The organism is Mesorhizobium sp. WSM4310, from assembly GCF_007003935.1.
Lineage (GTDB): Bacteria > Pseudomonadota > Alphaproteobacteria > Rhizobiales > Rhizobiaceae > Mesorhizobium.
This window is the reverse complement of the sequence record NZ_VFTA01000002.1, coordinates 280,590-297,118: the sequence shown is the minus strand read 5'-3', so window position 1 is coordinate 297,118 and position 16,529 is coordinate 280,590. Positions and strand designations below refer to the sequence as shown.

Genomic DNA, 16,529 nt, shown 5'->3' with positions numbered 1-16,529 from the left:
CCCCTCATGTCGCGCAAATGGCGACGACAACCGCTTATCACGAGGGACTTAACAGCCAATAAATAGCTCCGTTCGCTTTGAAGCCTTTTCTTGAGTTGGGTGACTGAATATTACGCGGCGTCAATTGACTGTTTGAACTTGAATCGGCTTGTATTCGAAGCTTATCAGTCCTTTTCGGCCTATAACCGCGCGGGTTAGGGCAGGGCCTCCGCTGCAAGACGTGCCTTTTCGAGCATCGAGGCATCCTCGCCGAAGGCTCGAGTGGCGCGGGCCGCCGCCTCGAGCAGCGGCCGTTTCATGCGCTGAAGGAAGGCGGCATCGACGTGCGTGCTCGGCCCAGCCAGCGTCAAAGCGCCGAGCGGGACGCGTCCCGGTCCGAACACCGGTGCCGAGACGCCCGCCGTCTCGGGGTCCCGGTCCCCGACGGCGAGGCAGGTCCGGCGTATGGTCTCATAGGGCTCGCCTGCCTCGCCGGAAAATGCCGCAAGCACGCGTCCGCCCGAACCGACGAGCAAAGGCAACAGGTCGCCCTCGCGTATGGTGTAGCGGATCGGGTGCTTGGATTCGACGCGGTAGAGACAGGTGCGGACGTCGCCCAAGCGGACATAGAAGGCAACACTCTCCCAGCTGTGCTCGGAAAGGTCGCGCATGATCGGCAGCAGGATGTCGACCGCCACGACCGAACGCTGATAGAGCGACCAGGCCGCACTGCTCGGCATCGCGCTGGGCGCTGCCGTCGACCATGGGCCGCAGGCGTCGTCGATCGCAATCGCCCGCATGGCGGCAACCTGCGGTGTCGGCAATGCACTCGGCGACGTGCATGGCGGCGCCGGCGAACAGGCGCTGTCCTTCTACGGTAATATCGCCAAGGCGATCGATGGCGGGGCGGCGTTGGGGAAGGCGGTCTCGGCACGGCTCGACCGGTTCTTCGTCGAGGAAAGGGGTTATGTGCCAGGGCTCGGCCACCGCTTTCACCCGGTCGATCCGCGCGCACCGCGCCTGCCGGAACTGACCCGCGAATTTGCCGCGCGTGGAGTCGTCAATGGAGGGTTCGCCGACATCGCCGAGGCGATCGAGGCGGAGGTCGCACGCCGCAAGGGCAAGGGGATACCGCTCAACATCGATGGCGCCACGGCCGTCATCTATGCGAACTCGGCTTCCCGCCGCCGCTGACGCGCGGGCTCTTCGTGCTGTCACGTTCCGTCGGCATCCTGGCGCACGCCTGGGAACAGTCGCAGCAAAGCGAGCGCAACAAGGGGCCGCTGCCGCGCGAATGGTTGTGGGTCTATACCGGCATGCCGGTACGCCCTCTTCCCGAAAAGGGTGGTAGGAGCGGCTGAGGAATTGTCCTCAGGTTGCATCGGTCGGCGTGGGCTGGGGAAGTGTCAGGGTCTTCACCAGCGTCGAAAGATCCGGTTCGTCGATCAACATCGCCGCGTCGGCCGGCGTCAGCCATGCCCGCTGTCGCCGCTTGGCCTCCTGCCAGTTGGCCAGTTCCTCGGTCACTTCAAGCAGGTAGACGATGACATCGACATGGACAAAGCGGTTGGCCAGCCGCTTCCAGTAGGAATAGGTGCCGGCCGGCTGCTTCAGGGTCTTGCCAAGCACGCCGGCTTCTTCCATCGCCTCGATGGTGGCGGCCTTGCGTCCGTTCTTGCCTTTCATCGGCCATCCCTTGGGGACGATGAAGCGCATCGTCGTTCTCGACGTGACCAGCATCACCTCGAAACTCCCATCCGCGGTCAAGCGAAAGGGGATCGCCGCCACCTGGCGGATTCTTTCCCCTTTCTTGGCCCGGCGTGCGGCCTTCTTCTTCGTGGTTTTCATCTGCAATAGTCCAGTCGGTCAGTGCCCCATAGCGTGACGCGGCGCCTTTGCAAACCCAAACTGCCGCAGGGGCACCCTCAAGGTCCCCTACCATGTAAGTCGGCTAAATAAAAGAAGCCCGCCTGTCAGCGGCAATTGCTCACGGCCGTGCTGCCGATGATCTGCGTCTGGCAGCCCGGCCGGACCCGTGGCACGACCGGCGGTGGCTGCTGGACGATCACGCGGTCCTGGTCGCGGTACTGCTGTTGCTGCTGCTGGAATTGCTGTCGCTGAATGCGGCTCTGCAAGGCCTGCAGATCGTTCTGCTGGATCGGCGCGTTGCTGTTGATCGCGGGATTGGCCACCTGCGCGGAAGCGTGCAGCGCAAAGCCGGCTAAAAAAGTAGCGACCAGCACCGCCGACGCAAGTCTCATCAATAGTCGGCGCGCCGACATCGGCACATTCTTGCTAAAAATCCTGTTCATTCCCGCAATATAGGGTGTTTGTCCGGTGATGCCATGGCGGTCCATCGATCGCCTTGAAATCAATCGTGACCCCGCCCTGTCCCGGCCATCCGGCCAGCGGCCACGGATTGCAGGCGACGCCAGCGCTGGAGACCGGCACGGACATCGCGCCAGCATCGCCTCTATGGAAGGCCCGGGGGCAGAGTTCTTCTCCAACACAAGGAGCGGAGATCGAAGGCCGCTTCGCGGTGGCGGAGAATCTGCCCGGCAACCTCGCATTGCACTTGACGGAAGCGATCGATTCGCCGCTCTATCGGGTCGGCGCCGGCCTCGAGCTGAATGGCGCCGGCATGTCCGCCAGGGACAATGGCGTCTTCGGGGAAACGGTCAAACAGAATGCAGTCAGCGCGCCTCTCAAGGTCAGTTTCCAGGCTGGCTCGAGGCGGAGCCGGGCGGGAGAGGTCTTGATGAGGAAATACGCGTATTTGGTTGCGATGCTGGGTGCGGCCTGCATCGCCGGTGTGCCGGCCGTGGCCGCGCAGACCAAAGGCGACAAGGTGGCGGCTCCGCCCGCCGCGGCCGATGCGCCACAACTGCCGGGCGGGGCATCGGCCTTGTCCGAAACCCATGGCGACTGGACGGTCAATTGCCAGATATCGGGCACGAACAAGGTCTGCAGCCTGTCGCACCAACAGTTCAACAAACAGAGCAACCAGCGGCTGCTGGCGATCGAGCTGTCGAGCAAGACCGGCGACGAGGCGACAGGCACTCTTGCCCTGCCGTTTGGGCTGGCGCTCGCCAAAGGCGTCACCCTGACCATCGATGACCAGAAGCTGGACGGCAGCCTGGCATTCAACACTTGCCAGGCCGTCGGTTGCCTGGTGCCGGTGGCGTTCGACGCCAATGTCACGCCGCTGCTCAAGAATGGCACGACGCTGAAGATCGACGCCTTCGCGGCGGATACGGGACAAGCGGTGAGCTTTTCCATTCCGCTCAACGGTTTCGGCGGCGCGCTCGCCCGTACGGCGGAGCTCTTGTCAAACTGACCGCTCAGTCCGGAATCTGATGCGCGGCGTCCAGCTGGCGTCGCGTGTAGTCTTTGATGTTCGCAATTCCCTAGGGAAGGCGCTGCGCGCTTTTCCAGGGAAAACCGCTCACACTTTTCCTGGAATTGCTCCAATACACGTCAAACGACGATCGTTTTCAGCCGCTCGGCAATGAGGGTGGCGAGCCGCGCCGCCACCTCGTCCTTGGTCATTTCGGGCCATTCCTCGACGCCGGCCTTCGACACGATCCGCACCCGGTTGCGATCGCCGCCCATGACGCCTGAAGGGCCGATGCCGCTTTCGTGCGACACATCGTTGGCGACGATCAGATCGGCGCCTTTCTTCGCGAGCTTGGCCTGGGCATTGCGCAAGAGATCCTGCGTCTCGGCGGCGAAGCCGACGACCAGGCCGGGTCGCTGGCTGTGATGGCCGACGCCGGCCAGGATGTCGGGGTTCTCCACCATGCGCAGCACCGGCGGTCCTTGGCCCGCCACCTTCTTGATCTTTTCGCCGGCCGAATTCTCGCTGCGCCAGTCGGCGACGGCGGCGACGAACACCGCGGCATCGGCGGGCAAAAGCTGTTCGACCGCATCGCGCATTTCCTGCGCACGTTCGACATGAATAGTCTTCACGCCAGCCGGGTCGGCGATGCTCACGGGACCGGAGACGAGGCGCACATCGGCGCCAAGCCTTGCCAATGCGGCGGCGATGGCGTGGCCCTGCTTGCCGGAGGAACGGTTGGCGATATAGCGCACCGGGTCGATCGGCTCATGCGTCGGGCCGGAGGTGACGATGATCCTACGCCCCGCCAGCGGCTTGGGGCCGGCATCGAGCAGCGCCTCGACTGCGGCGACGATCTCCAGCGGTTCAGCCATTCGGCCTTCACCGGCCTCGTTGCTTTCGGCCATCTCGCCCCTGGCAGGGCCGACGAAAGTGACGCCGTCCTTGCCCAAGGTCGCGCGGTTGCGGCGGGTGGCCGGATGCGACCACATTTTCGGATTCATCGCCGGCGCCATCAGTACCGGCTTGTCGGTGGCCAGCAGCACAGTGGAGGCCAGATCGTTGGCGTGACCATTGGCGAGCTTGGCCATCAGATCGGCGGTGGCGGGAGCCACGACCAGAAGATCGGCCTCCCTCGACAGCCTGATATGGCCGACATCGTGCTCGTCATTGCGGTCGAACAGTTCGGTGAAGACGTGGTCGGCCGACAGCGCGCCAACCGACAGCGTGGTGACGAATTCCTGCGCTGCGGCAGTCATCACCACCCTTACTGCCGCACCATGCTCGCGCAGCCGGCGGATCAGGTCCAGCGCCTTGTAGGCGGCGATGCCGCCACCGATGATAAGCAGGATGCGCTTGCCGGAAAGCGTGCCCCGCGGAAGGATCTTGCCCGCAGGGGCCGCAACCGCGGTCGCCGCACTGTGCATGCTGGTCAGTTCGCGCAAGGTGTTTTCGATCTGGTCGATGCGGCCGGATCCGATCTGACCGTCGACGGCGGCCCGGATCATCACCCTGGCCTGCTCCTCCATGGAGCGGTTGTTTTCCGCCGCCAATCGGCGCAGCAACTCCTTGACCTCATCGTCAAGGTTGCGGATCGTGATGCTTGCCATGTGATTGCACTTTGCTCATGCCGGCCGAAGGCGATGATAGCAATGCAATCAATTTGCCGCAAGTTGCGGGCTCACCCTTCGTTTTTTCAGGTCTAAAGAATCTTCCATGCGATACAGACCAGCGTCAGCGCGATCACCCACAGCGCGACGCGGCCGGAGCGGCTGTAGCGTGCCTCGGCCTTGCCGATGGCACGCGCCGTGGTCTCGTCGAAACGCAGGCCGTGCTCGGCCATCAGGTCGATCTCGCGCGACAGCCGGTCGGTGCGCGCGGCAAGCTCCGGCGCCTGGCGAGCGAGCGTCAGCAGCGCCTTGGCGCCGTCGCGCGCATCGATCATCATGCTGCGGGGGCCAAGGTTTCCTGCGATCCAGCTGCCGACCACCGGCTCGGCGGTCTTCCACATGTTGAAGCCCGGATCGAGCGTGCGCGCCACGCCCTCGACCACGACCATGGTCTTCTGCAACAGGATCAGTTCCGGCCGCGTCGCCATGTCGAAGAGTTCGGTCACCTCGAACAGCAGCGTCAGCAGCTTGGCCATGGAAATGGTCTCGGCCGGCTGGCCGTGGATCGGCTCGCCGATGGCGCGGATCGCTTGCGCGAAGGCCGCGACATTGTGCTGGCGCGGCACGTAGCCGGCCTCGAAATGCACTTCGGCGACGCGCAGATAATCACGCATGATGAAGCCGTAGAGGATTTCGGCGAGGAAGCGGCGCTCCTTCTTGCCGAGACGTCCGGCAATGCCGAGATCGACGGCGACGATGGTGCCGTCCTCCTCGACGAACAGATTGCCCGGATGCATGTCGGCGTGGAAGAAGCCGTCGCGCAGCGTATGGCGCAGGAATGACTGGACGAGATTGGCGGCGATCGCCTTCAGATCGTGGCCGGCCTCCTCCAGGCCTGCGATGTTGTTCATCTTGACGCCGTCGACCCATTCCATGGTCAAAACGTCACGGCCGGTGCGCTCCCAGTCGACGGATGGCACGCGAAAGCCCGGATCGTCCTTGGTGTTCTCCCCAAGTTCGGAGAGCGCCGCCGCCTCGAGGCGCAAATCCATCTCGATCTTGGTTGTCTGCGCCAGCGTCTCGGTCACCTCGACAGGCCGCAGGCGGCGCGAGGAGGGGATGTATTTCTCCTGCAGGTGGGCGGCGAGGAAATAACTTTCGAGATCCTGGAAGAAGCGGCGGCGCACGCCGGGCCGGATGACCTTCACCGCGACCTTGGCGGCAGCGCCATCATGGATGGCTTCGGCGGCATGGACCTGGGCGATCGAAGCGGCGGCGACGGGGTCGCCGAACTCGGCGTAGAGATCACTCACCTTGCGCCCGAGCGAGGCTTCGATGGCCGCTACCGCCTCAGTTCTCGGGAAGGTGTGCATCTTGTCCTGCAACATGGCGAGATCGAGCGCCATATCGTTGCCGACGACGTCGGGCCGCGTTGCCAGGAACTGGCCGAGCTTGACATAGGACGGGCCGAGCCGGACCACCGCCTTCGCCAGCCGGTCGCTGCGCTCATAGGCGAGCGCGCGGCGGCGGGTGAACAGCCGCGCCAGCCGCCAGCCGAATTTCGGCAGGCCTGACAGTTCCTCGCCCGGCAGGGCGGCGATGACGCCCTCGCGCACCAGCACCCAGCCGGCCCGCGCGAGCCTGAAACCGGCGCCGACGCTGCTCATGGCCGCACCAAGGCCGGTTCTTGAGGCCGGCATGAGCCATATCGAGAATGGGAAATGCGGGCCAGCCTCAAAGCTTCCAGCCCGAATGAAGCGCGGCAATACCGCCGGAATAGTTGCGGAAGGAAACACGGTCGAAACCGGCGCGGGAAATCATTGCCGCGAAATTCTGCTGGTTGGGGAATTTCGCGATCGATTCAACCAGATAGGAATAGGGCTCGCCGTCGCCGGTAACCATCTTGCCGATCTTGGGGATGGCATTGAACGACCAGGCTTCATAGGCCTTGTCGAGCAACGGCATCTCGACCTCGGAAAATTCCAGGCACAGGAACCGGCCGCCGGGCTTCAACACGCGGAACGCTTCTGCGAGCGCGACATCGATGCGCGGCACGTTGCGGATGCCGAATGCGATGGTGTAGGCGTCGAAGGTGGCGTCGGTGAAGGGCAGTTCCTCGGCATTGGCCTCGACGAAATCGGTGTTGCCGGACAGGCCTTTCTTTTCGGCCCGGTCGCGGCCGACAGCGAGCATCGAGCCGTTGATGTCGAGCACGGTGGCGTGGGCGCTGCCATGGCTGGCATCGACGATGCGGAAGGCAATGTCGCCGGTGCCGCCGGCCACATCCAGGACCTTCCAGCCCGGCCGCTTCGGCGGGTTGAGCCAGGTGACCATGGCATCCTTCCACAGCCGGTGCAGGCCTGCCGACATCAGGTCGTTCATCAGGTCGTAGCGATTGGCGACCTTGTGGAAAACATCGTTGACCAGGGACTGCTTCTCGCCTTCCCCCACACGCTTGAAACCATAGGAGGTTTCCATGCCGCCCGCGGCCGTGGTTCTCTCAACTGACATTTTTTTGATCCGTCATAAAACCGGCGGGACCATAGCCGATCGATGCTGTGGGCGCTATTGTTTAAGGCGCGGTGTTCAGCCGCGCTTCCAGGTGGTGGGTTTTCAAGACCTGGACTGACCGACGGGATGTTTGAATGCCTTTGAAAGCGGAACTGCACTGCCATATTGAAGGGGCAGCGGCGCCAGAGCTCGTCATCCGCCAGGCGCAGAAATACGGCGAGGATGCCTCGCCCTATATCCAGAACGGTTCCTTCGTCTGGCACGATTTTACGTCCTTCCTCGCGGCTTACGATTTTTCCGCCGATCTGTTCCGCACCGAAGAGGATTACGCGCGGCTGGCCGATCACTATCTGACCAGTCTTGCCCGCGATGGCGCCATCTATTCCGAAGTCTTCACCTCGCCGGACCATGCGACGAAAGCCGGGCTCTCGCCCAAGGCCTATACCGATGCGCTGGGCGAAGGCATGCTGCGCGCCAAGGCCAAGACCGGCATTGAGGGCCGCATGATCGTCACCGGCGTGCGCCATGTCGGCGTGGAATCGATCGAACGGGCGGCACGCTTCGCGGCGCGCTGCGGGAATCCGCTGGTCACTGGCTTCGGCGTTGCCGGCGACGAACGCGTGGGCGAGATGGAGGACTATGTCAGGGCTTTCGAGATCGCGCGCGAGGCCGGGCTCGGCATCACCATCCATGCCGGCGAGCTGACGGGCTGGGAGACGGTCCAGGCGGCGCTTGACCATATCCGCCCCTCGCGCATCGGCCACGGCGTGCGCGCTATCGAGAACCCGGATCTTGTCCGGCGCATCGCCGACGAAGGCATCGTCCTGGAGTGCTGCCCCGGCTCCAACATCGCGCTCAAGGTGTTCGACAGTTTTGCCGACCATCCGTTTCCCGCCTTGCAGGCCGCCGGCTGCAAGGTGACGCTCAACTCCGACGACCCGCCCTATTTCTGGACCTCGATCAAGCGCGAATACGATATCGCGGCGGAGCATTTTGCCATGAACGAAAAGGCGCTTGCCGCCGTCACCAGAACCGCCATCGAAGCCGCCTTTGTCGACAGGAAGACCAAGGCGGCACTTCTTGCCCGGCTGAACGGCGCGGCGCGCTGACTTTCTTCCGACAAAGCTGTGGTCGATGACGGCCAAGCGGTTCCTTGGCCGGTCCATAGTCGCTAGGGTCGTTCCAGCTGCCTGAAGCGCGTCCGCGCGCCGGGCGACACGCATCAGGAGAACATCATGAAGGGCGTCACCGTCGTCGACCATCCGCTTGTCCAGCACAAGCTGACCATCATGCGAAAGAAGGAGACGTCCACGGCCGGTTTCAGGCGGCTGTTGCGCGAGATATCGCTGCTGCTCGGCTACGAGGTCACGCGCAATCTCGAGCTGACGACGACGACCATCGAAACGCCGATCGAGACCATGGAAGCGCCGACGCTGGAGGGCAAGAAGCTGGTGTTCGCTTCGGTGCTGCGCGCCGGCAACGGTCTGCTGGAAGGCCTGCTCGACCTGGTGCCGGCGGCGCGCGTCGCCCATATCGGCCTCTATCGCGACCACGAGACGCTGGAGGCGGTCGAATATTTCTTCAAGGCGCCAAGCGATCTCGCCGACCGGCTGGTGATCGTCGTCGATCCGATGCTGGCGACGGCCAATTCGGCGATCGCGGCGATCGACAAACTGAAAGGGCGCGGCGCCACCAACATCCGCTTCCTCTGCCTTTTGGCGGCGCCCGAAGGCATCGAGCGTTTCACCAAGGCGCATCCGGACGTTCCGGTCTTCACGGCCTCTATCGACCGCCAGCTCAACGAGAAGGGCTACATCATGCCCGGCCTCGGCGACGCCGGCGACCGCATGTACGGGACGAAATAGCAGCAGGCCAAGTTGCCTCGTACTGTTTACCGAATATTTACGCAACGGCGCGGTTTTAGCCCCCGTTAAAGCGGCAAATACCATGCCGGGGCTAAACGATTGGCTCTCACGAAGGCCGATCCATGCTGCGCAAGCTTCTCATCCTTGGCGTTTTCGCCGGTACATCGGCATCGATACCGGTTGTGTATCGGTCGAACCCGCAAATCATCGAAAACCTGCTGAAATCGACGGCGACGAGCAAACCCGCGATCGAAACCCAACAGGACGTCAATCTGGCATCGGTGCCCGACAAGCCGGCGGCGCCGTTGGCGCTCGGCCGCAAGGTCGTCGTCACGGCGGACGAGCGCGGACACTTTTCGTCGGCCTTCAAGCTCAACGGACGTCAGGTCGACGCCATGATCGATACCGGCGCCACGCTGGTCGCCATCAACACCTCGACGGCACGCAGGATTGGCCTGTCGCTGAACCCTTCCGACTTCAGTCACGAGGTCAGCACCGCCAATGGCTCGATCAAGGCCGCCGTGGCAATGATCGACCGGCTGCAGATCGGCAGCATCACGGTCAATGACGTCCAGACCATCGTGCTCGACGACAAGGCGCTGCACATCAACCTGATCGGTATGAGCTTCCTCAATCGGCTTGGCAAATTCCAGGCCGAGAATGGCACGCTGCTGCTCGTTCAGTAGTCAGCCGCGCGGAAGTATCCGCCGGATGACCGACTTGTCGGCGGCCGGCTTTGACGGCCCAATCGCATAGGCCGAAACCACGGTGGCGGCGGCCGCCTCGGCATCGGAGGGCGAGCGGGCGTGGATCAGTGCCAGCGGGTCTCCGGCATGGACTTCCGCGCCTATGGGCAGCAGCCTGGTGATGCCGACGCTGGGGTCGATCTTGTCGTCAGGCCTCGTGCGCCCGCCGCCCAGGCCAACCACCGCAAGGCCGATGTCGCGGGTGGCGATACCGGTGACGAAACCGTCCGTCGTCGCCCTGACCGCGAATTCCGTGGCTGCCACGGCCAAATATTTTTCCGGCTTCTCGATGAAATCGGCGGGGCCGCCGAGCACCGCCACCATGCGGGCGAAGGTGGCGGCGGCGCGGCCGCTGGTGAGCGTCTCGGTGGCGCGCCGCAAGCCATCCTGGTTGGACGACACCAGTCCCGTCGACTGCAGCATTTCGGCGGCCAGCGCCAGCGTCACATCCTCCAGCCGCCGGTCGCGCAGACGGCCGGTGAGGAAATCGACGGCGCTGCGCACCTCGACGGCATTGCCGGCGGCCGAGGCCAGCGGTTCGTTCATGCCGGTGATCAGCGCCGAGACCTTCAGTCCGGCGCCGCTGGCGACCTCGACCAGGCTGTTGGCGAGCGCGGTCGCGTCGCGCGACTTCTCCATGAAGGCGCCATTGCCGACCTTGACGTCGAGCACCAGCGAGCCCAGACCGGCGGCCAGCTTCTTGGACAGGATCGAGGCGGTGATCAGCGGGACCGACTCCACGGTGCCGGTGACGTCGCGTATGGCATAGAGCCGGCGGTCGGCGGGCGCCAGATCGGCGGTCTGGCCGATGATGGCGCAGCCGGTTTCCAGCACCGCCTGGCGAAACAACGCGAGATCGGGCTGGGTGATGTAGCCGGGGATCGCATCCATCTTGTCCAGAGTGCCGCCGGTATGACCAAGGCCGCGGCCCGAAATCATCGGCACATAGGCGCCGCAGGCGGCGACGATCGGCGCCAGCATCAGCGAGACATTGTCGCCGACGCCACCGGTCGAATGCTTGTCGGTGACCGGGCCGGGCAGGTCCGACCAGTCGAGCACATTGCCGGAATCGCGCATGGCCAGCGTCAACGCCACGGCCTCGTCGCGGTTCATGCCGTTGAAGAACACCGCCATGGCGAAAGCCGCGGCCTGGCCATCGGTGACGGCGCCCGAGGTCACGCCGCCGATGAAGGCAGCGATTTCACCGGCCGAGAGCCTGTGACCGTCTCGCTTGTGGCGGATGATTTCCTGCGGAAGCATCAGCTCTCCAGCAGTCCGTCGCGGAACACTCTGTGCAGGACCGTTGCCAGCCGCGACCCGCCGACCGGCGCCATGTCCTTGGTCTCCTGGTGCGAAAGCTCGGCTCCGGTCATGCCGGCCGCCAGATTGGTGATGACCGAACAGGCGGCGACGCGCAGGCCAAGGAAACGGGCGAGAATGACTTCCGGAACGGTCGACATGCCGACGGCGTTGGCGCCCATGATGCGCGCCATGCGGATTTCGGCCGGCGTTTCGAAGCACGGGCCGGAAAACCACATATAGACGCCCTTGTGCAGCGCGGTGCCGGTTGCCTTGGCGGCGCGTTCGATCGCCTTGCGGATGCCGGCATCATAGGCTTCGGTCAGGCCGACGAAGCGGCGGTCGCTGGGCTCGCCGATCAGCGGATTGCTGCCGGAGAAATTGATGTGGTCGGTGAGCATCATCACCGAGCCTGGCGGCATGTCCGGGTCGACCGAACCGGCGGCGTTGGTGAGGATCAGTTTGGTGATGCCGATGCCGGCGAGCACTTCCAGCACCGGGCGCATCGCCGCCGCGTTGCCGTGCTCGTAGTAATGGGCGCGGCCGGACAGCATCAGCACCGGCGTGCCGGCAAACAGGCCTGCCACCACTTCGCCGGCATGGCCGCTGACGCCGCTCCTGGGAAAGCCGGGCAGGTCGGCATAGGGGACGCGGATCGGGTGCTCGATCCGGTCGACAAGGACACCGAGGCCCGATCCCAGCACCAGTGCCGTCGACGGCGCCAGGCCGTCCAGCCTTTCGATCAGATGGTCCACCGCCTTTTCGGTCATTGCAGCCCGCTCTTCATTTGAGCCAATTCCTCATTTCAAGATGTCGCCGCGGAAACCATAGGGCAGCATGTCACCCATGGTCACGGTCTCGGCCACGCCCGTATTGTCGCAGAGGTAGAGTTTTGTGTCCGGTTGGCAGAATTCGGCCAGCCGCTGGCGGCAGCCGCCGCAAGGCGAGCATTTGGCCATGCGTTCGGCAAGGACGGCGATTTCGACGATCTTGCCACCGCCGCCCATAATGTAGTGGCCGAGCGCGGTGGTCTCGGCGCACCAGCCTTCCGGATAGGAGGCGACTTCGATGTTGGCGCCGGTGAAGACGCGTCCGTCCTCGGTGCGCAAGGCCGCGCCCACCGGAAATTTCGAGTAGGGCGCATAGGCCTTGGCCATGGCGGCTCTGGCCGCTTCGAACAGATCATGCGACATTTCAGCTGTTCTCTCCGATGATCGTGTCCAAAACCCGGCGCGAGGCACGCGCCGGGCCGTCAACCCTTAAAGCGCGTCGCGTCGAAACGGATTCAGGCGATGCGCTTTAACTCTCTGTTTTATGCATGTCGTTCGCCCAAAACCGAGGTCACTTTTGGGCGACATGCATTAGCGTTCCTTGACGTAGGGCACGCCGCCGGCACGCGGCGGGATGGCTTTGCCGATGAAGCCGGCGAGCAGAATGACGGTGAGGATATAGGGCAAGGCCTGCATGAACTGCACCGGCACCTTGCCGATGATCGGCAAGGGTGATCCCTGCAGGCGGATCGCCGCCGCGTCGAGGAAACCGAACAGCAGGCAAGCGAACATGGCGTTGACCGGCTTCCACTTGGCGAAGATCAGCGCGGCCAGCGCGATGTAGCCCTTGCCGGCGGTCATATCCTTCACGAAGCCGCCATTCTGCACCATCGACAGATAGGCGCCGGCGACGCCGGTGAGGATGCCGGTGCAGATCAGGGCGCGGTAGCGCAGCCAGGCGACCGAAATGCCGGCGGTGTCGACGGCGGCCGGGTTCTCGCCGACGGCACGCAGCCTGAGGCCGAAGCGGGTGCGGAACAGCACCCACCAGGTGAACGGCACCATCAGGAAGGCGAGGTAGACCAGCAGCGAATGGCCCGAGATCAGTTCCGCATAGATCGGCCCGATGATCGGCACGTCCCTGACCGCCTCGGCGCCGGGCCAGACAATCGCGTCGAACCGCTCGCCCGGCTGCAGAGCAGGCGTGCGCCCGCCCTGCTGGAACCAGGCCTGACCGAGGATGATGGTCGATCCGGCGGCGATGAAATTGATCGCCACGCCGGAAACGATCTGGTTGCCGCGGTGGGTGATCGAGGCGAAGCCGTGCACCATGGCGAAGGCGACCGAAATCAGGATCGCCATGCCGAGGCCGATAAAGGCCGAATGGAACACGGAAGCTGCGGCGGCGCCGGCGAAGGCGCCGACCAGCATCTTGCCTTCCAGCCCGATGTCGAAGATGCCGGAGCGCTCGGAAAAGAGGCCGGCGAGGCAGGCGAGCAGCAATGGCACCGACAAGCGGATGGTCGAGTCCAATATCTGCACGATGGCGATAAAGACATCCATCTCAGGCGCCCTTTCCCTTGACCGCTTCCATGCCGACCGATCTCGGACTGAACGAGGCGAACAGCGCCTGGATGTAAGGCCTGAACATGTGTTCGAGTGCGCCGGCGAACAGGATCACCAGGCCCTGGATGATGACGATCATGTCGCGGCTGATCGCCGGCATCTCGAAGGCGAGTTCGGCGCCGCCCTGATAGAGCATGCCGAACAGGACCGCCGCCAGCACGATGCCGACCGGATGCAGGCGCCCCATCAGCGCCACGGCGATGCCGACGAAACCGGCGCCGGAGACGAAGTCGATCGCGACATTGTGCTGGTCGCCCATCACCGGATTGAGCGCCATCATGCCGGCCAGCGCGCCCGAGATCATCATCGCGGTGATGATGATGCGGGTTTCCGAAATGCCGGCATAGCGCGCCGCCTTGGGGCTATGGCCATAGGTGCGCATCTCATAGCCGAGCTTGGTGCGCCAGATCAGCAGCCAGACCAGGAAGGCCATGAGCAGCGCCAGCAGGAAGGTGACGTTGAGCGGCGCCGAGCGGATCTTGGCGCCGAACAGCTCGATGATCCAGTTGAGTTTCGGCAGTTCGGCGCCGGCAAGGAAGTTGCGGGTCTGCGGTGCCTGCGACCCCGCCGGCTTCAGCGGTCCGACCAGCAGATAGACCATGATCGAGGCGGCGATGAAGTTGAACATGATGGTGGTGATGACGATGTGCGAGCCGCGCCGGGCCTGAAGGTAGGCGGGGATCAGCGCCCACAAGGCGCCCACAAGCGCCGAAGCGACGATGGCCATCGGAAATGTCAGCCACCAGGGCAGGGTGCTGTCGAAGGACAGGCAGACGATGGCGATGCCGAGGCCCGCAATGTAGGCCTGTCCCTCGGTGCCGATGTTGAACAGGCCGCAATGCGCCGCCATCGCCACCGAAAGCCCGGTGAAGATGAAGGTGGTGGCATAGAAGAGGGTGAAGGCGATGCCCGTTCCCTTGCCGAAGGCGCCCTCGACCAGGATGACGGCGGCGCGGAACGGGTTCTCGCCGACCAGAAGCACGACGAAGCCGGCGACGATGAAGGCCACCGCCAGGTTGATCAGCGGGATCAGCCCATAATCGGCCCAGGCCGGCAGTTTGGCGTATGGCGTGCTCAAAGTGCTGCCTCCTGACGCTCGACGCCCGCCATCAGCAGGCCAAGCTCGCCCTCGGTCGCTTCCGGACCGCGCTCACCGACGATGCGGCCGGCAAACATCACGAGGATGCGGTCGGAGAGCGAACGGATCTCGTCGAGTTCGACCGAGACCACCAGCACCGCCTTGCCCTGGTCGCGCATGGCGATCAGGCGCTTGTGGATGAATTCGATGGCGCCGACGTCGACGCCGCGCGTCGGCTGGCCGACGATCAGCACACCCGGATCCTGTTCCATCTCCCGCGCCAGGACGATCTTCTGCTGGTTGCCGCCGGAGAAGTTCGCCGTCTTCAGGCGCGGATTGCCAGGCCGGATGTCGTATTTTTCGATCTTGTCCTTGGCATCAGCCATGATGGCATCGACGTTGAGGAACGGCCCTTTGAGATAGCGGGGGTCGTCGTGATAGCCGAGAATGGAATTCTCGTTCTCCTCGAAGGCCAGCACCAGCCCGACATGGTGCCGGTCCTCCGGCACATGGGCGAGGCCGCGGTCGCGCAATTCGCCGGGATCGGCTGCACCCGTCAGGTCGATCGGCTTGCCGTCGAGCATGACCGAGCCGGAAACGGCATGCCTGATGCCGGAAATCGCCTCGAGCAGTTCGGATTGGCCGTTGCCGGCGACGCCGGCGATGCCGACGATCTCGCCGGCACGCAGGTCGAAGGAGATGTCGTCGACCATGGTGACGCCACGCGAATCCTTCACCGTCAGGTTCTTGACCGCGAGCTTGACGGCGCCGGCTTCCGCTTCGCCCTTTTCGACCCTTAGAAGCACGCGCCGCCCGACCATCAGTTCGGCCAGTTCGCCCACCGTCGTCTTGCTGGTTTCGCGCGTCGCCACCATCGTGCCCTGGCGCATGACCGAGACATTGTCGGTGATGGCCATGATCTCGCGCAGCTTGTGGGTGATCAGCACCACCGTCTTACCCTGTTCCTTCAATTGCTTGAGGATGCGGAAGAGATGGTCGGCTTCGGCCGGCGTCAAGACGCCCGTCGGCTCGTCGAGAATGAGGATCTCGGCGCCGCGATAGAGCGCCTTGAGGATTTCGACGCGCTGCTGCAGGCCGACCGGCAGTTCCTCGATGATGGCGTCGGGGTCGACTTCGAGCCCATATTCCCTTTCGAGGCGGTCGAGTTCGGAGCGCGCCTTGGCGATGCTGCTTTTCAAGAGGGCATCGCTTTCGGCGCCGAGAATGATGTTTTCCAGCACCGAGAAATTGTCGACCAGCATGAAATGCTGGTGCACCATGCCGATGCCGAGCGCGATCGCGTCATTGGGGGTCTTGATCGATGCCGGCTTGCCGCCGACATGGATTTCGCCGCTGTCGGCCTGGTAGAATCCGTAGAGGATCGACATCAGCGTCGACTTACCGGCGCCGTTCTCGCCGACGATGCCGTGGATGGTGCCGCGCGCGATCTCCAGATTGATGTCGCGGTTGGCGCGCACGGCGCCAAAACTCTTGTTGATGCCGATCAGTTCGATTGCGGCTTGCGCCATGCAGCCAGTCCCACTCTTATTTTTTTATCGCTTGGTCAAAATGCCTAGCATGACGCCCGGCCCGTGCCAATTGGCCGGAGCAGTATCCACTCTCGGCAAATCCCGGTGCGCTTGTCAATTTCCAACGTGTCCGCAGGCTTCATATTCGCTAATATGACGGCGTCGAAATTCGCATCACG

At 64.0% G+C, this 16,529-nt stretch carries 16 protein-coding genes and 1 pseudogene; 5 read left to right on the top strand and 12 right to left on the bottom strand.

Annotated features, from left to right (window positions below):
• Positions 1 to 194 precede the first annotated feature (194 nt).
• A complete protein-coding gene (locus FJV80_RS04455) occupies positions 195 to 779 on the bottom strand; it encodes a hypothetical protein (RefSeq protein WP_246688898.1) in 585 nt (194 codons plus the stop codon).
• Between FJV80_RS04455 and FJV80_RS04450 the strand changes: the two are divergent.
• Positions 697 to 1,340 (top strand): annotated as a pseudogene (locus tag FJV80_RS04450) (citryl-CoA lyase); the annotation flags it as partial. The gene FJV80_RS04455 and the pseudogene FJV80_RS04450 sit on opposite strands and share 83 nt — an antisense overlap.
• A 10-nt stretch (positions 1,341 to 1,350) precedes the next feature.
• Here the strand turns inward: FJV80_RS04450 and FJV80_RS04445 are convergent.
• On the bottom strand, positions 1,351 to 1,827 hold the full coding sequence (locus FJV80_RS04445; protein WP_142875644.1) for an NUDIX hydrolase: 477 nt from the start codon (positions 1,825 to 1,827) through the stop codon (positions 1,351 to 1,353).
• A 125-nt stretch (positions 1,828 to 1,952) separates the two neighbouring features.
• Complete coding sequence (locus tag FJV80_RS04440; RefSeq protein ID WP_246688897.1) at positions 1,953 to 2,336, bottom strand: hypothetical protein; 384 nt, start codon at positions 2,334 to 2,336, stop codon at positions 1,953 to 1,955.
• 20 nt (positions 2,337 to 2,356) lie between these two features.
• On the opposite strand from FJV80_RS04440, the gene FJV80_RS34915 reads away from it, so the two are divergent.
• Positions 2,357 to 3,316, top strand: coding sequence for an invasion associated locus B family protein (locus tag FJV80_RS34915; RefSeq protein WP_246688896.1), 960 nt, complete (start codon positions 2,357 to 2,359; stop codon positions 3,314 to 3,316).
• Between the two features lie 140 nt (positions 3,317 to 3,456).
• Here FJV80_RS34915 and coaBC read toward each other — a convergent pair whose 3' ends face one another.
• The 3 genes from coaBC to ubiE all read right to left on the bottom strand — a co-directional run bounded on the left by coaBC (position 3,457) and on the right by ubiE (position 7,437).
• A complete protein-coding gene (gene coaBC / locus FJV80_RS04430) occupies positions 3,457 to 4,926 on the bottom strand; it encodes a bifunctional phosphopantothenoylcysteine decarboxylase/phosphopantothenate--cysteine ligase CoaBC (RefSeq protein ID WP_210251479.1) in 1,470 nt (489 codons plus the stop codon).
• 92 nt (positions 4,927 to 5,018) lie between these two features.
• Positions 5,019 to 6,593, bottom strand: a complete 1,575-nt coding sequence (gene ubiB, locus FJV80_RS04425; protein ID WP_095772725.1) for a 2-polyprenylphenol 6-hydroxylase — start codon at positions 6,591 to 6,593, stop codon at positions 5,019 to 5,021.
• 67 nt (positions 6,594 to 6,660) lie between these two features.
• Positions 6,661 to 7,437, bottom strand: a complete 777-nt coding sequence (gene ubiE, locus FJV80_RS04420) for a bifunctional demethylmenaquinone methyltransferase/2-methoxy-6-polyprenyl-1,4-benzoquinol methylase UbiE (protein WP_095772510.1) — start codon at positions 7,435 to 7,437, stop codon at positions 6,661 to 6,663.
• A gap of 134 nt (positions 7,438 to 7,571) precedes the next feature.
• On the opposite strand from ubiE, the gene FJV80_RS04415 reads away from it, so the two are divergent.
• The 3 genes from FJV80_RS04415 to FJV80_RS04405 all read left to right on the top strand — a co-directional run bounded on the left by FJV80_RS04415 (position 7,572) and on the right by FJV80_RS04405 (position 9,988).
• Positions 7,572 to 8,546, top strand: a complete 975-nt coding sequence (locus FJV80_RS04415) for an adenosine deaminase (protein WP_095772511.1) — start codon at positions 7,572 to 7,574, stop codon at positions 8,544 to 8,546.
• Positions 8,547 to 8,672: 126 nt separating this feature from the next.
• Positions 8,673 to 9,302 carry a uracil phosphoribosyltransferase gene (upp, locus tag FJV80_RS04410; protein ID WP_010911460.1) on the top strand — a complete coding sequence of 210 codons (630 nt, stop codon included), beginning with the start codon at positions 8,673 to 8,675 and terminating at the stop codon, positions 9,300 to 9,302.
• Positions 9,303 to 9,424: 122 nt separating this feature from the next.
• On the top strand, positions 9,425 to 9,988 hold the full coding sequence (locus tag FJV80_RS04405; RefSeq protein ID WP_142875643.1) for a TIGR02281 family clan AA aspartic protease: 564 nt from the start codon (positions 9,425 to 9,427) through the stop codon (positions 9,986 to 9,988).
• Here FJV80_RS04405 and deoA read toward each other — a convergent pair whose 3' ends face one another.
• From deoA to FJV80_RS04375, 6 genes are all read right to left on the bottom strand, one after another.
• Positions 9,989 to 11,308, bottom strand: a complete 1,320-nt coding sequence (gene deoA / locus FJV80_RS04400) for a thymidine phosphorylase (protein ID WP_142875642.1) — start codon at positions 11,306 to 11,308, stop codon at positions 9,989 to 9,991.
• Positions 11,308 to 12,117, bottom strand: coding sequence for a purine-nucleoside phosphorylase (locus FJV80_RS04395; protein WP_142875641.1), 810 nt, complete (start codon positions 12,115 to 12,117; stop codon positions 11,308 to 11,310). Before FJV80_RS04395 ends, deoA begins: the two co-directional genes overlap by 1 nt.
• Before the next feature lie 30 nt (positions 12,118 to 12,147).
• Positions 12,148 to 12,540: a cytidine deaminase gene (gene cdd, locus FJV80_RS04390; RefSeq protein ID WP_095772514.1), complete on the bottom strand. Its 393-nt coding sequence runs from the start codon at positions 12,538 to 12,540 to the stop codon at positions 12,148 to 12,150.
• A gap of 168 nt (positions 12,541 to 12,708) precedes the next feature.
• The gene (locus FJV80_RS04385) at positions 12,709 to 13,680 is read right to left on the bottom strand and encodes an ABC transporter permease (protein ID WP_010911455.1); all 972 of its coding nucleotides are present in this window, start codon (positions 13,678 to 13,680) and stop codon (positions 12,709 to 12,711) included.
• 1 nt (position 13,681) lies between these two features.
• Positions 13,682 to 14,821 (bottom strand): ABC transporter permease, encoded by a 1,140-nt coding sequence (locus FJV80_RS04380; RefSeq protein WP_142875640.1) that lies wholly within the window; start codon positions 14,819 to 14,821, stop codon positions 13,682 to 13,684.
• Positions 14,818 to 16,350 carry an ABC transporter ATP-binding protein gene (locus FJV80_RS04375; RefSeq protein ID WP_095792616.1) on the bottom strand — a complete coding sequence of 511 codons (1,533 nt, stop codon included), beginning with the start codon at positions 16,348 to 16,350 and terminating at the stop codon, positions 14,818 to 14,820. Before FJV80_RS04375 ends, FJV80_RS04380 begins: the two co-directional genes overlap by 4 nt.
• Between the last annotated feature and the right edge of the window lie 179 nt (positions 16,351 to 16,529).

What these genes read in the sequence shown, in the direction of transcription:
- coaBC (WP_210251479.1), bottom strand. Translation starts at nt 4,926, where the DNA reads ATGGCAAGCATCACGATCCGCAACCTTGACGATGAGGTCAAGGAGTTG.
- FJV80_RS04395 (WP_142875641.1), bottom strand. Translation starts at nt 12,117, where the DNA reads ATGACCGAAAAGGCGGTGGACCATCTGATCGAAAGGCTGGACGGCCTG.
- ubiE (WP_095772510.1), bottom strand. Translation starts at nt 7,437, where the DNA reads ATGTCAGTTGAGAGAACCACGGCCGCGGGCGGCATGGAAACCTCCTAT.
- FJV80_RS04405 (WP_142875643.1), top strand. Translation starts at nt 9,425, where the DNA reads ATGCTGCGCAAGCTTCTCATCCTTGGCGTTTTCGCCGGTACATCGGCA.
- FJV80_RS04385 (WP_010911455.1), bottom strand. Translation starts at nt 13,680, where the DNA reads ATGGATGTCTTTATCGCCATCGTGCAGATATTGGACTCGACCATCCGC.
- cdd (WP_095772514.1), bottom strand. Translation starts at nt 12,540, where the DNA reads ATGTCGCATGATCTGTTCGAAGCGGCCAGAGCCGCCATGGCCAAGGCC.
- FJV80_RS04415 (WP_095772511.1), top strand. Translation starts at nt 7,572, where the DNA reads ATGCCTTTGAAAGCGGAACTGCACTGCCATATTGAAGGGGCAGCGGCG.
- ubiB (WP_095772725.1), bottom strand. Translation starts at nt 6,593, where the DNA reads ATGAGCAGCGTCGGCGCCGGTTTCAGGCTCGCGCGGGCCGGCTGGGTG.
- FJV80_RS04440 (WP_246688897.1), bottom strand. Translation starts at nt 2,336, where the DNA reads ATGGACCGCCATGGCATCACCGGACAAACACCCTATATTGCGGGAATG.
- FJV80_RS04445 (WP_142875644.1), bottom strand. Translation starts at nt 1,827, where the DNA reads ATGAAAACCACGAAGAAGAAGGCCGCACGCCGGGCCAAGAAAGGGGAA.
- FJV80_RS04455 (WP_246688898.1), bottom strand. Translation starts at nt 779, where the DNA reads ATGCGGGCGATTGCGATCGACGACGCCTGCGGCCCATGGTCGACGGCA.
- upp (WP_010911460.1), top strand. Translation starts at nt 8,673, where the DNA reads ATGAAGGGCGTCACCGTCGTCGACCATCCGCTTGTCCAGCACAAGCTG.
- FJV80_RS04375 (WP_095792616.1), bottom strand. Translation starts at nt 16,350, where the DNA reads ATGGCGCAAGCCGCAATCGAACTGATCGGCATCAACAAGAGTTTTGGC.
- deoA (WP_142875642.1), bottom strand. Translation starts at nt 11,308, where the DNA reads ATGCTTCCGCAGGAAATCATCCGCCACAAGCGAGACGGTCACAGGCTC.